We start from the raw sequence: 12,429 nt of genomic DNA on the forward strand, positions 1-12,429 counted from the left end.
TGGCGCGAGTGCGGGTGGTAAGCGCGTCAGGCTTCCTCATGTGCGTCAGCCCGCGAGATGAAGAGATGAGGCGGTGAGTCGTCGCGTCCGAGGAAACCGTCAGGAAATCGCGTCGTGTTCGTGCACCTCGAGCGCGCCGGACGGGCACCGCGCCACGGGTGCGCCTCCGTTCGGGTCGTGGCTGCCGTCTGTGAGGAACCGCATCCTCGACGCTACTCCGCCCGGGCCAAGACCATCGCGATGCCGACGCGGCCTGTCACGCCGAGTTTGGTGGCGGCCGACGTCAGGTGTTGTTTCACCGTGCTCTCGCTCAAGAACAATGCGGCGGCGATGGCGGGGTTCGACATCTCCTGCGCCACCATCTCGACGATCTCGCGCTCACGGTCACTCAACCGTGCGAGCTTCGCGCGAGCGTCCATGCGCGCGGCGCCCCCGGCGTCGAGGTATCCGGTGCGCAGATGCGCGGCGCTCGCGGGCGACATGGGGCTGCGCCCCTCGTGTGCGTCGCGGATCGCGCCGTACAGCGCCTCGCGCGCTGACGCCTTGAGGATGAACCCGACGGCACCGGCGTCCATTGCCTGCGGCACGTACTCCTGCTCGTCGAACGTCGTGAGAATGATGACGCGCGGTGCGTTCGGCCGCTTCGTCAGTGCGCGCGTCGCGTCGATGCCGTTGATGCGCTCCATGCGCACGTCCATGAGGACGACATCCGGGTGATGTGCTGTGACGACCCCGATCACCTCGTCGCCGTCGCTCGCCGTCGCGACGAGTTCGATACCGGGCGCGGCCTTGAGCATGACGCGGATGAGGTCGAGCACCATCGGGTCGTCGTCGACGGCCATGACGCGGATCGCGCGCTCAGCGCCGGCATGGGCCGGAAGGGATGCGCCGTCGGGACGGTCAATGTCGTTCATGCTCAACTGCTTTCGTACTCTCGTCGCATTCGACACGTGTGGTGCCGTGGATCGAGCCGTCGTCAGACACGCGGCATCGTCCACGGCAGCGTGGCGCTCGCGGTGAAGCGGCGACCGTCGGGTGACGGGCCTGTCCAGAACGATCCTCCGACGTCCTGAGCGCGCCGCGCCACGCCCGTCAGGCCGGTTCCCGAACCATCCGATCGGGCAGCGCTCGCGACATCGGGCAGCGGGTTGGCCGTCGAGATCGTGATGCCACCGCGCGCGTCACCGCGGATGTCGAGCTGCACGAGAGAGCCCGGCGCGTGCTTGCGCGCGTTCGTCAGCAGTTCGGTGGTGATGCGGTACGCGCTGCGCGAGATGACGGGGTCCAGGGGGTGCGACTGATCGACGAACACGTTCGAGCTGACGGGCGTGCCCGCGTCGATGCACTCTCGCACCAGCTCGGCGATATCGGCGAGAGCGTGGTGCTCATCGGGCGCCGACTGGCCGGTGCGCAGCATCGCGGGCAGCGAGCGCAGGTCGTCCATCGACCCTGCCGCGCCCTCCTGGAGTTGCCGGGCGCGCTTCTCGACGTCGGGTGCGCCGGCCTCCTGCGCCTCGATCTCGAGCGCGTTGGCCTGCATCGACAGCAGGCTCAACCGGTGGCCCAGGACGTCGTGCACCTCGCGAGCGAGCGCCTCGCGCTCCTCCTTCTCGGCCATCTGCCGGTCGAGGTCGTGCATTCGGGTCTGGCCCACGCGGACTGGATCATCGACCTCGGCTCCGGCGCGGGACACGACGGTGGGCGCGTCGTCTTCGAGGGCACCCCAGCCGACCTCGTCGCCGATGCGACGACGCACACCGGCGAGCACCTCAAGGCCTACGTGGGCGCCTGAGACGCGAGAACGCGGCCGGGTTTCACCCCATTCGGTGTGGGGACCCGGCCGCATCAGCCGGGCGTGCGCCGAGTCGACCGACCGCCCGCATCCTCACGCTAACGACGGCAGCAGGCCGTGAGCGCTCCAGCCCGCACGCATAACGCGTGCGCTCAGGCCCGCACGTCCGAGGCAGCCCCGAGCGTACGTCAGCAGGCGGTGCGCTTGGCCGTCAGCTCGAGGGGCTTGATGATCGTGCTCATGCCCTTGGGCACGCGCGAGCACACGCTCGCCGTCGTGCCGGAGTACTCGACGTTGAAGACAGGCTTGTTCGCCGCGAGCATCGGCGCGTAGCGGTCGCACTCGTCGTAGGCGACACATTCTTCGTTGACGGCGAAGTCGATGCTCGTCTGCAACTGCGGGAGGATTTCCAGGCTGTTCTTCAGGCCGATCGCCAGGCCCCGCTTGTGCGCGTCGGCGATGAGCTGACGTTGGTAGGCGACGGCGTCGGACTGCTTGATGGGGAACCCGCTCGTCGCGGCGTAACCGTCCATGTTGTCAGGGTCGACGGCGTCGAAGCCCTTCGCCTTGCACACGTCCATGCGCTTGGCCATGATCGGCGCCAGCTTGGCGCGCTGGCGCACGTCGAGCCAGCGCTCGCCCGGCCAGTCATCGAGCGGCTTGCCGAGCGTCGACGCGGGGAACTTCTTCGCGTCCGGACGCCACTGCTCGTACCCGCCGGCGTTGATGTAGCAGATCACCTTGATGTTGCGCCGGTGCAGAGCGGTGACGGTCTTCGTGCTCGTCCCCTCCCAGTCGAGGTTGTAGACCGATGCCTTGACGGAGGTGTCGAGCGCGCCGCTGTACTGGATCTGCCAGCTCTGCCCACGCGCGGGCTTCCACCACGTGGCGCCCGGCTTGCCGTTCGACGTTGCGGCGCTCGGGGCCGTTCCGGCGGCACTCGCGGACGGCGGGAGGGCCTGGTCGTCCGTGGCCGCGCACGCACTCGTCGTGAGCGCGAGCACGAGCGCGCCCGCTGCGGGGAGCGAGGTCTTCATCGTGCCTTCACGAGTTCAGGGTGACAGTCGGCGTACGGCGCGGGCAGCACGTCCCACGGGTTGGGCAGGCCACGGTCGGTGGCCCAGCTGAAGTGCGCCCCGCGGCTCGCGGCCAGGGCCGGCACGGAGGCGAGGTGCTCGGGTGGCACGCCGTGCACGAGGTGCCACTGCTTGTGCGGGCTGACCGCCTGCAACCACTCGGGCATCTGCAGGTGGGCGTAGTCCTGCCAGGCAGCCTCGGCCACACAGGTGACGTCGGCCGTCTCGACGAGGCGTCGCGTTGGCACGACGCCGGGGTTGGCGATGACGTGCTCGACCCCGGCACGCCGCAGCGCGTCGATCCACTCGACCGACCAGGCGCCCTGACGATCCTGCGACGGGACGCAGTCGAGCATGACGTCGTGGATGCCGTACCACCGCTGCCACTGTTCGACCTGCTCGAGCACGTCACCCCAGGGGCGCTGGCCGTAGCCGACGTTGACGTACCCGACCGTCGTCGTGGCGAGCCCGCGCGCGAGCGGTTCGCGGTAGTAGGGATCCTGTGGTCCGCGGCCGGGCCCGTTCTCGATGTTGACGACGACGAAGCCGAAACCGAACGCGCCCTCGGCGAGGCGCTGCCAGGCGAGCGGAGCCTGCGCGGGGTGGATGTACCAGGGCACGGCCGGGGTGGGTTGAAGGACGTGGAACACGGGGGTCACCAATTCGCGGAGTGGGAGGTGCGTCGGGCCGTGACGGCGCTGACGGTGACGAAGAGGACGAGCGAGGCCAGGAGGAGGCCGACGGCGTCGCCGGCGGGCAGGCAGACGAGGACGAGGCCGAGGCTGCCCACCGCCACTGCGGCAGCGCCGAGGGCGTTGCCGGTGCGCAGTTGAACGCCGGAGCCGGTCGTGGCGAGGGCGGTGATGAGCACGGCGGGCAGGAAGACGTGGGCGTCGTTGCGGTCACCGCCCGCGGCAGCGAGCATGCAGAACGCGGCGATGAGCCCTACGCCGCAGACGAGGCCGACGGCGAGAATGCCGAGCCCGGCCGTCATCCACCGCAACTGACGCCAGCTGTCCGTGAGGAACGCGAGGCGCTTCGCGCCGAGCAGGGCACTGTCGAGCACCGGTTCGCAGGCCGCGGAGGCCGCGAGACCAGCGATCGCCATGGGCAGCGTGAACGCGTTGCCGACGTGGGCGACGAGCACCATCAACTGGGTGATGAGCGCGAGCGTCTGAAGGGTGCTCCACGCCAGGACGGGATGGAGCACCTCGCGCGCCAGACTTCGCGCGCGCTGCTGTTGCTCCCGGGCTGCGCTCGTGACGATGTACCCCGTCACCGCGGCGAACCCGACCACGATGACGCGGCTGACGACCGTTGCCGCGCCCGGTTCGACGACGAGCAGTACCCCCGTCAGCGCGGCGCAGGGCAGGACGGCGACGAGAAGCTGCACGGGCGAACCGATGACGACGAGAGCCGAGATCGCACAACTCCACAGGGCCCACAGCAGCGGCACCCACGAATCCACGACGAGGCAGGCGCCCGCGGAGAGCAGGAGGGAGACGGAGCCGACGCAGGCGCCGTTCACCTTCGCCTTGAGGCGACTCGCAGAGGACAGCCCCTGCCACATCGTCGCGCTGACGAGCTGCCCCGCGAGCCAGCCGACGGCGCCCGCCGTGAAGACGGCGTTCGTGTTGTACGACGTGACAGTCGCGATGCAGATGAGGACGCCGCACAGCATCGTGAGGGATCGGGCGAGCGCCTGGCTCCAGGCCCGCCTCCACGTGCGCACCTCGTCCGTGCGCTCGCGGCCCGTGAGGACGACGGCGCCGGCCAGGCGCGTGCGCACGAGCGCGTCAGCGTGCGCGAAGGTGTTCGCATAGCCGTGGCGCACCGAGCTGCGGCCCCCGAACCCCATCGATTCGAGGTGAGCGGCGGCGTCGAAGAGGTCGACGGTGTTGTCGACCGAGGCGGCGAGCTCGGGGTGCGTCTCGTCGTCGCCCGTCGCCCTCGTCCCGGTCGCTTCCTTGAGCGTCATCGACACGACTCGGCCTCCGTGGTGGTGGGTGCGGCGTGGGTCGCGGCGGCGTCCTCACGTGTGGCGCTCGAGTCGGCTGCCTCGAGGGCGCGGCGGACGTCGTCGAGGTCTGCCTCGGGCACCGTGGCGGCGCTGCGCTGGTAGATGCACCGGTAGCGTGCGGTGAACTTCGCGAGGTCGAACGTCGACAGGGCGCGCTCGCGCGCACGGCGTCCCATGGCTTGCCGTTCCGCATCGTCGACGAGCAGGCGCACGAGCGCCTCACCCAGGGCCTGGGCGTCGCGTGGCGGTACGAGCAGCCCGCACGTCTCGTCGCGCCCGACGCACTCGTTGACTCCTCCGACGTCGGTGTTCACGGTCGCGCGGCCGCACATCATCGACTCGATGACGGTGTAGGGCAGCCCCTCGGAGATGCTGGACAGGGCGACCACGTGGCCCGCTTCGATCGCGGGTCGGGCCGAGGGCACCGCGCCCTCGAACGTCACGCTCGCCTCGAGGCCGCATGCGACGACGAGCGCGTCGAGTTCCGCCCGGTAGGCCTCGTTGCCGGCTGGCGTCGGGCCGAAGAGCCGCAGGCGGGCATCCGGCACCGAGTCGCGCACGATCGCGAACGCCTCGATGAGGGTTGCCAGGTCCTTCAGCGGGTCGATGCGACCCACGAAGCTGACGGTCGGCACGTCCGGCTCGCCCTCGACGGGTGGGAAGGCCGTGGCGTCGACGGCGTTGGGCACGGTGATGACGCGCTGCGCCTTCGCTCCGAGCTCGCGCTCCCATCCTGCGTTGAACTCGCTCACGGGCGTCATGAGTTCGCAGTGGTTGTAGACGGTCTGGCAGACGGCGCGCGTCATCGCCATAAGGGCGTAGCGCACGGTCCAGGGGAAGTTCGCGGCGCGCAGCGCGAGGTAGCGCTCGCGCAGGTGCACGCCGTGCTCGGTCAGGACGATGGGTGTGCCGTCCCGCCAGTGCCGGCCGAGTGCCATGAGCCCTGCCGGACCGTTCGTCGTGGCGTGGATGAGGTCGACGCTCGGCCATGACACGTTGAGCACCGCGAGAAAACGGTCGACGTGCCGCGAGACGTCCGCCGCCTGCGACCCCGACAGCGGTGGTAGGCCCGTGCCCTTCACGTGCGACGCCCAGGCGCCCATGAGCGCCTTCGTCCCCAGGCCGCCCGTGAAGTGCGCCATGAGGGGTTGGGCGTACTCGGCAGCGAGGACGCGCAGCCCTGCCGTCGCCGCCTGCAGGTCGACCGAGCGACCTGCAGGTGGCAACACGGCCGACCACAACTGGCGGTAGGCGGAGTCGATCTCCGACGACTCACCCCAGGCTCGCAGCGCCTCGAACGACCACCGACGCCTCACCTCACCCCACATGGGTTTGGCCTGGAACGAGCGGACGTTGGAGGGCAGCGACCACACGCTCTCGTGCTGCGTGCCGGTGAGCGTCACGATGGAGAACTCGTGTTCGGGTAGGTTCTTCACCAACTGGTCGCACCAGGTGCTGACCCCGCCGTGCACGACCGGGTACGTCCCCTCGTTCAGCAACGCCACGTGCATGCGGGTCTCAGCCGGCGGCCGCGATCAGGTCGCTGTCCGCGACCGGCTGGGCGATCACTCGCGTCGACGTGCCGTCCTTCGCCGTGCCCGGTGTGAGGGCAGGCGCGCTCGGGGTGGCGGGCGTCGCGGCGGCGGAGGTGTCCCACGAGGCGCTCGTGGCGAAACCGGTCGCGGTGGGCAGGGTGAACGTCTTGAGGCCGAGGCCGCGCAGGCGCACCCAGTCGGACGACTGCCCGCCGTAGCTCTGCCCGAACGTCGAAAGGCCCGAGCGGGTGCCGGACGGTGCCGTCACGGGCACGTCGATCGCGGAGAAGGAGTTGTTGAACAGCTGCAGCTTGGTGCCGGAGATCGTCGCCTGCACCTGCGAGCTCCTGGCCCGCCACGTCTGCTGACGCACGAGCTGCGTGCCCGCTTCGGCCGTCGTGACGTTGACGATGGGAGCGTTGTCGGCGTAGACGCCGCGGTAGGAGCCGAGAATGCCCTCGACGACCGGGTAGAGGATGCGGTCGCCCGTCAGGTTGCTCTGGTGGGCGTAGTGCGGGCGGGCGTCGTTGTCGAGCACGTGCCCCAGGGCGATCTGCTTCTCCTTGGGCACGATGTAGGAGTCGAACCCGTCCTGCGTCAGCGGCGTGATGCACGTGCTCGTGGCCGGGTTGTCCTCGCACAGCCCGGATCCGCCGTCGGCGCGGCTCGTGTAGAGCCAGTTGTACTCGTCGACGGCGTTAGCCTTCGTCGAGGTGTTGTAGTAGATGTTCATCGGGTGGCGCGGCACGGTCGTCGCGGAGCCGAGGACGCGCGGTTCGCTCTCGCGCGAGGCGTCCGAGGCGATCCACTTGATGCGCTGCTGCGTCAGGGCCGACGCGAGGTAGGGGTTGTCGGCCGGCATCTGCGGCAGCGACTTCAAACCCGAGTGCTCGCCGGTGACGAGGCTCGCGGCGTCGAAGTTGGGCAGCGTGTTCGTCTTGGCGTACGCGACGTTCTTGCTGATCTCGGAGGCGATCGTGGCCTGCGAGGCCCAGTTGATGCCACCCGTCGACGTCTTCGCGCACTGCCACGGCGTCGTCGAGTCGTCGTGAACACAGCCGAGGTAGGGGTGCGACCACGTGTGGTTGATCCAGCGGAACTCGTTCTTGTTGGCCAGCAACGACGCCTCGAGGGCGTCGGAGCCGGTCTCGGCCTTCTGGTCGGCCGCACCCGCGCCGTTGAAGGCGACGTCGAGCTTGACGCCGTTGGTGCGCTGCCAGGCGGCGAGCTGGTCGACGTCCTGGGCCGTCATGCGCGAGGTGGCGCCGGGCGCCGTCTCCGGGTAGGTGGCGGGGTTGCAGTCGTCGCCGACGGTGCAGTTGCCCTCGGCGTTCCACTCGGCGTCGGGCAGCAGGACGTCGTCGACCTGGACCGCAAAGAAGTTGCGCGAGTAGGACGTCGAGATGCCTCGGGTCAACCACGAGACGATGCCGTGCGAGAGCACCTTCCAGTGCTGCTGCGACGCGTTGGACGCGACGGTGCTGATGAGCTGCTCACGCCCGTCCTTGGCGTAGACGCCGAGGAGGGAGCCGCTGTTGCCCGTTCCGGGCACGGGGAGCGTGAGATACGGCGTATAGGTGGCGCCGTTGCTCGTGGCGGCCTTCTTCGCGATGTATCCGTAGCTCTCGGAAACACCGGGGGAGAGGTCGTCGAACGTGACCGATCCCTTGAGGTACTCGAAGCCGTTGGTCTTCGCTGCGCCGGACAGGTCGGCGGCCATGCCGTCGACGGCGCCGCTGTACTGGTTCTCCAGGCCGATGCCCGCGCTGGGCCAGTTGTACGCGCTGAACTCGCGCACCTTGAAGGTGCTCTCGTATCGCGCCAGGGTGGCCCGCTCGGCGGCGGTGAGGCTCGCCGGTTCGGCGCTGGGCGTCACGACACCCATGAACTTCGCCCGGGTCGTGAGCAACCCCTGACTCGCGAAAAAGGACGGCGTCAGCTGCGGGCGGGACGCGGAGGTGAGGTCGATCTTCTGGTAGGCGACTCCCTCCTTGCTGAGGCGGTCGACGATGGCGCCCACCATGGGCTGTCCGTCGTCGAGGACCAGGACGGTGGCCTGGATCTCCACGGGGCGGGTGGCTGCGGCAGCGGGCGTGGCCAGGGCGGCGACTCCCGTGGCGAAAAGGGCCATGGCGGCCGTCGTCGTGATCGTGGTGGCGCGCAGGGGTGCGCGAACCGGGCGAGCGTTCATGTACTTCTGCTTCCTTGCGGCTGGCCGAGATACGGCTGCGATCGTGTCGGGCTGAGGCCGGACCGAGGGTGAGACCCGCGCCTATGATATGTGAAATATCAGACTGAGATCTCGCCCATCGGGTGAAGTGGCTGTGCAGAGACGGGTGGGGGCTCCACCGCCGAGACGCTGGTGGGTGTGTCCGCGCGTTCGGCGAGGCGTTTGCCCAATTGTGGCGCCAAGTTGGACGTACGTGTGAATCGCCGCGCGGTCGAGCGGTAGGCTGTGATTGAGATTTCAATCACGTTCGTCCTGGGTCAAGGAATCTGCCGACGGTCTCGATGTGCCAATTCGCCACCGATGGCGGCGCATGAGGGATCTACGTGACGGCCCGTGAATGATCAGGCGAGAGGTCGTTCGATCGAGCGGCTCGTCGTAGCTCCAAGAATCGTCCGGATGAAATGCGGTTGAAGGTCGAGCGCGTGGTGAAGGCGATTGAACTCCATCGATGTGGTGAACACGGTCAAACCTCGCCGGAGTGATGAACGTCAGCGAGCCAATGTGGAGACGCTCGAACCCAATTCACGATCACCAAGGTCGAGCGCGACGTCCCCAGCATCGGGAGCCAGTACGTGAACAAGAAGGCTCAGGGCAGCCGTCCACGTCACCGTGAAGAACGTCGGTACCGAGGCCGAGACGATGATGGCCGATGGTCAGAAGGCCTACGACGCGAACGGGGTCGGCTACGAGGCGACCTCGGACGGCACCATCTACATCGAGGGCAACGACACCCTCTACACCGAGATCAACCCCGGCAACACGCTCAAGGGCATCCTCGTCTTCGACGCGCCGAAGGGCACGAAGTTGACGAAGGTGCGCCTGCACGACTCGATGTTCTCCAACGGCGTCGAAGCCTCCCTCTGAAGGCTCACCCCTGAAGCCGTGTGCCGCAGCGTGATCCCCACATCACGCCCCGCGCAGAGCTCTCGGACCCCCTCGTCCCATCGACCTGAACGCCGCGCGACCCCTCCCGCGTCGACGTTCGGCGGCGCCCGGTGTTCTACCCACCGGCGCCGCGCCCGCTCCCTGCACGCCTGAACCGGCACGCATCGGCGGCAGGACTCTTGGGGAAGAGGGAGACGCCCGTCATCGCATCCGCGGTGGCGGGCGCTTCCGTTCCGCAGCACTCTCAGCCTCCCCACAGCGCCGGGATTCCGTGCTTGTCAGCGCGACGTGCTTGGGTGGTGGCATGACTCTTCACGATGCTCTCCCCTCGACGAGCGAGGCCCCGGCCGACGCCGTGCTCGACGTCGTCGCCCGCCGCAGCAGCCCGGCCGTGTTCGATCCGACGTACGACCTCTCCGACACCGACCTCGCGACGCTGTTCGACGCGGCCCGCTGGGCGCCGAGCGCCGGCAACTCGCAGCCCTACCGTTACCTCGTCGGTCGCCGTCAGGGCGACGAGTGGGACCCGACGTTCACCGCCATCGTCGAGACGCTCGCGCGCGGCAATCGACGCTGGGCGCCGGCTGCGTCGATGCTCGCCGTCTCGTTCGTGCAGGTTGCGAAGCTGCCGGAGACGTCGAAGGAGTTCGTCTTCGGTGCCACCGCCGCACACGACACGGGCCAGGCGACGGCGTACCTGACGCTGCAGGCGCACGCGATGGGCCTCGCCGTCCACCAGTTCGCCGGGTTCGACCACGACGCCATCGCTACGCGAGCCGCGTTCGGTGAGGCATGGGCGCCGATGGCGGGCATCGCCGTCGGCCGCGCCTGGCCCGACGCCGAACGCGACGGTGAGCACGCCGCCGTCACGACGCTCGCCGGCCGCGTCGAGGAATACGACCTCACCGCCAACATCGAGCGCGAGAACAAGCCGCGTCGCCGCCGCTCGCTGACGGACGTCGCGTTCGAACTCGACTGATCGACGACCCCGACGCGACGCGCTGGCTCGTGCTGCTCGGGTTCGCTCGCCGCGAACACGCGCAGTCGACGCGACTTCGTCGGCGCGCTGCCCCCACCGTCGACGTTCGACGTGAGACGGTGGGGGGACAAGTCGTCAGGTCGGGGAGGGCCACGACGCACCGTCGGCGTGCCCTACCCGCTCTTCATCAGGCCACCATCGCGCCCCATCAGGCGCCCTTCACGCCAACCCCCAGCTCTCGGAGCCTCAGCATGAACCGCCACCCGCAACCCGACACCGCAGCCGATGCCCCCGGCATCACGAGCTTCACCGACGAGCAACTCATGCGCGTCGCGCGCCTGTTCGCCTCGGACGAGTCGCTCGCCGCGCACCTCGACGACCTGCCCGACGGCGGTGAGCGACGCCGCGTCGAGCTCGCGAGCACGCCGCACCTGCAGATGTGGGCGATCAGCTGGCCGGCCGGGTCGACGAGCGAATGGCACGACCACGGGCGCGCGACGGGCGCGTTCGTCGTCGTCAAGGGAGCTTTGCGCGAGAAGCGCTGGGTGCGCGGCACCACCGTCAGCGCGATCGTCGAGGCGGGGGAGAGCCGCACGTTCGCCGGTGATCTCGTGCACCGCACGGCCCCCGTCGGCGATGCCCCGGCGCTGAGCGTTCACGCCTACGCGCCGTCGCTCGTCGGGGCCCGCACGTACGAGGTGGTGGACGGCTCGCTCGTCGAGATCGCCGCCTGAGCCGCGGACGCGCCAGGAGTCGAAGTGGGCATGGCGCGGGGCGGCGTCGCACTGCCGTCACATGATGCGCATGAGTGAAGCCGCGCCCAGTCGTGTCGGTCCCGACAGTCTGCGTTCGCGTCTGCGCCCCATGAGCGGGCGCGACCGCACGAGGGTGGACGCGTCGCGAGCACGCTCGAGCTGCTCTTCGACCTGACGCTCGCCGTCGCCACGGGCGCGTCGCAGCTCGCGCACTCGCACGGGCACATCGCGGCGGGCGTCGGATCGTTGTGTTTCACGAGCTTCGGCCTCATCTGGGCGTGGATCGACTACTCATGGTTCGCGAGTGCCTACGACACCGACGACTGGCTGTATCGGCTGCTGACGATGGTGCAGATCATCGGTGTCGTCATCTTCACGCTCGGCATGCTCGTGACGCCCATCGAACTCGCCGGGCCCGCCGTCGCCGAACGCGGCACCGGGACGCCATGGCACGCGCATCACATCGTCGAACGGCGCGGCCTGCTGACGATCATCACGATCGGTGAGATCGTCACGGGTACCGTCCTGACGCTCCCGGGCATCAAGGACACCGAGGGCCAGGGCATCGACTGGACGGGCGCCGTGCTCGTCGCCATCAGCGGCCGCCGCGTTCGGGTTCTGGTGGGCGTAATTCATCCCCAACTTCGGTGCGGTGCTGCACCGACGCCGCAGCCGCTCGTTCGGGTTCGGGTACAGCCACACTTCCTCATCTGGCCGGTGCTCGCGGCCGTCGGTGGTGGTCTGCACGTCATGACGCAGGCGTTCGAGAACGTCTCGGGCATGCACGTCGACCCCGTCGTCGCCGCGGCGGCGCTGGCGGTGCCCGTCGGTGTCTTCGTCGTCGGCCTGTTTCTCGCCTACTACTTCACGACGCAGCTGTGGGCGGGCCTGCACACCGCGATCCTGGCGCTCGCCCTCGTCGTGCTCGGCTTCGCGGTGTTCCTCGCCGCGCACGGCGTCTCGCTCGCTGTCGTCCTCGCGATCTGCACGATCGTGCCGTGAATCATGGTCATCGCGTTCGAACTCTTCTCCGGTGCCCAGCACGAGGCGCACGTCCTTGAGAGCCTCGGGGTCGAGGGCACGAGGTCGACCGCCGTCGCGCCGACGTGTCGTGACGTCTGGGCCCGGTGCTCGGAATGGCTGCGCCGGATCCGTGC

At 69.2% G+C, this 12,429-nt stretch carries 11 protein-coding genes and 2 pseudogenes; 6 read left to right on the forward strand and 7 right to left on the reverse strand.

Annotation, left to right across the window (positions count from 1 at the left end; translation table 11 throughout):
* Window positions 1–212: 212 nt before the first annotated feature.
* Both DYE07_RS09520 and DYE07_RS09525 read right to left on the reverse strand, forming a co-directional pair.
* On the reverse strand, window positions 213–914 hold the full coding sequence (locus DYE07_RS09520; RefSeq protein ID WP_062256820.1) for a response regulator transcription factor: 702 nt from the start codon (window positions 912–914) through the stop codon (window positions 213–215).
* A 62-nt stretch (window positions 915–976) separates the two neighbouring features.
* Complete coding sequence (locus DYE07_RS09525) at window positions 977–1,639, reverse strand: sensor histidine kinase (protein WP_074046062.1); 663 nt, start codon at window positions 1,637–1,639, stop codon at window positions 977–979.
* On the opposite strand from DYE07_RS09525, the gene DYE07_RS14780 reads away from it, so the two are divergent.
* The gene (locus DYE07_RS14780) at window positions 1,634–1,792 is read left to right on the forward strand and encodes a hypothetical protein (protein ID WP_160126261.1); all 159 of its coding nucleotides are present in this window, start codon (window positions 1,634–1,636) and stop codon (window positions 1,790–1,792) included. The two genes, DYE07_RS09525 and DYE07_RS14780, sit on opposite strands and share 6 nt — an antisense overlap.
* A 188-nt stretch (window positions 1,793–1,980) precedes the next feature.
* Here the strand turns inward: DYE07_RS14780 and DYE07_RS09530 are convergent, their stop codons facing one another.
* The 5 genes from DYE07_RS09530 to DYE07_RS09550 are packed head-to-tail and all read right to left on the reverse strand — an operon-like array spanning window position 1,981 to window position 8,614.
* Window positions 1,981–2,829 (reverse strand): endo alpha-1,4 polygalactosaminidase, encoded by an 849-nt coding sequence (locus DYE07_RS09530; protein ID WP_115296860.1) that lies wholly within the window; start codon window positions 2,827–2,829, stop codon window positions 1,981–1,983.
* A complete protein-coding gene (locus DYE07_RS09535) occupies window positions 2,826–3,518 on the reverse strand; it encodes a spherulation-specific family 4 protein (RefSeq protein WP_160126260.1) in 693 nt (230 codons plus the stop codon). Before DYE07_RS09535 ends, DYE07_RS09530 begins: the two co-directional genes overlap by 4 nt.
* 5 nt (window positions 3,519–3,523) lie before the next feature.
* Window positions 3,524–4,846 (reverse strand): hypothetical protein, encoded by a 1,323-nt coding sequence (locus tag DYE07_RS09540; protein WP_131941815.1) that lies wholly within the window; start codon window positions 4,844–4,846, stop codon window positions 3,524–3,526.
* Window positions 4,843–6,393, reverse strand: coding sequence for a GT4 family glycosyltransferase PelF (gene pelF, locus DYE07_RS09545; protein ID WP_160126259.1), 1,551 nt, complete (start codon window positions 6,391–6,393; stop codon window positions 4,843–4,845). Before pelF ends, DYE07_RS09540 begins: the two co-directional genes overlap by 4 nt.
* Window positions 6,394–6,406: 13 nt before the next feature.
* Window positions 6,407–8,614: a hypothetical protein gene (locus tag DYE07_RS09550; RefSeq protein WP_147286917.1), complete on the reverse strand. Its 2,208-nt coding sequence runs from the start codon at window positions 8,612–8,614 to the stop codon at window positions 6,407–6,409.
* A 642-nt stretch (window positions 8,615–9,256) separates the two neighbouring features.
* Here DYE07_RS09550 and DYE07_RS09560 point away from each other — a divergent pair.
* The 5 genes and pseudogenes from DYE07_RS09560 to DYE07_RS09575 all read left to right on the forward strand — a co-directional run.
* Window positions 9,257–9,517 (forward strand): annotated as a pseudogene (locus DYE07_RS09560) (DUF4352 domain-containing protein); the annotation flags it as partial.
* A gap of 325 nt (window positions 9,518–9,842) precedes the next feature.
* Window positions 9,843–10,517: a nitroreductase family protein gene (locus DYE07_RS09565; protein ID WP_062256837.1), complete on the forward strand. Its 675-nt coding sequence runs from the start codon at window positions 9,843–9,845 to the stop codon at window positions 10,515–10,517.
* A gap of 251 nt (window positions 10,518–10,768) precedes the next feature.
* A complete protein-coding gene (locus tag DYE07_RS09570) occupies window positions 10,769–11,251 on the forward strand; it encodes a cysteine dioxygenase (RefSeq protein WP_062256839.1) in 483 nt (160 codons plus the stop codon).
* A gap of 177 nt (window positions 11,252–11,428) precedes the next feature.
* Window positions 11,429–11,644 (forward strand): annotated as a pseudogene (locus DYE07_RS15160) (low temperature requirement protein A); the annotation flags it as partial.
* Between the two features lie 12 nt (window positions 11,645–11,656).
* Complete coding sequence (locus DYE07_RS09575; RefSeq protein WP_255356521.1) at window positions 11,657–12,274, forward strand: low temperature requirement protein A; 618 nt, start codon at window positions 11,657–11,659, stop codon at window positions 12,272–12,274.
* Window positions 12,275–12,429 lie beyond the last annotated feature (155 nt).

It is taken from the genome of Dermacoccus nishinomiyaensis (assembly GCF_900447535.1).
Taxonomy (GTDB): Bacteria; Actinomycetota; Actinomycetes; order Actinomycetales; family Dermatophilaceae; genus Dermacoccus; species Dermacoccus nishinomiyaensis.

Coding starts and splice junctions, on each gene's coding strand:
- DYE07_RS09520 (WP_062256820.1), bottom strand. CDS start 914: ATGAACGACATTGACCGTCCCGACGGCGCATCCCTTCCGGCCCATGCC.
- DYE07_RS09525 (WP_074046062.1), bottom strand. CDS start 1,639: ATGCACGACCTCGACCGGCAGATGGCCGAGAAGGAGGAGCGCGAGGCG.
- DYE07_RS09530 (WP_115296860.1), bottom strand. CDS start 2,829: ATGAAGACCTCGCTCCCCGCAGCGGGCGCGCTCGTGCTCGCGCTCACG.
- DYE07_RS09540 (WP_131941815.1), bottom strand. CDS start 4,846: ATGACGCTCAAGGAAGCGACCGGGACGAGGGCGACGGGCGACGACGAG.
- DYE07_RS09550 (WP_147286917.1), bottom strand. CDS start 8,614: ATGAACGCTCGCCCGGTTCGCGCACCCCTGCGCGCCACCACGATCACG.
- DYE07_RS09565 (WP_062256837.1), top strand. CDS start 9,843: ATGACTCTTCACGATGCTCTCCCCTCGACGAGCGAGGCCCCGGCCGAC.
- DYE07_RS09570 (WP_062256839.1), top strand. CDS start 10,769: ATGAACCGCCACCCGCAACCCGACACCGCAGCCGATGCCCCCGGCATC.
- DYE07_RS09575 (WP_255356521.1), top strand. CDS start 11,657: ATGCTCGTGACGCCCATCGAACTCGCCGGGCCCGCCGTCGCCGAACGC.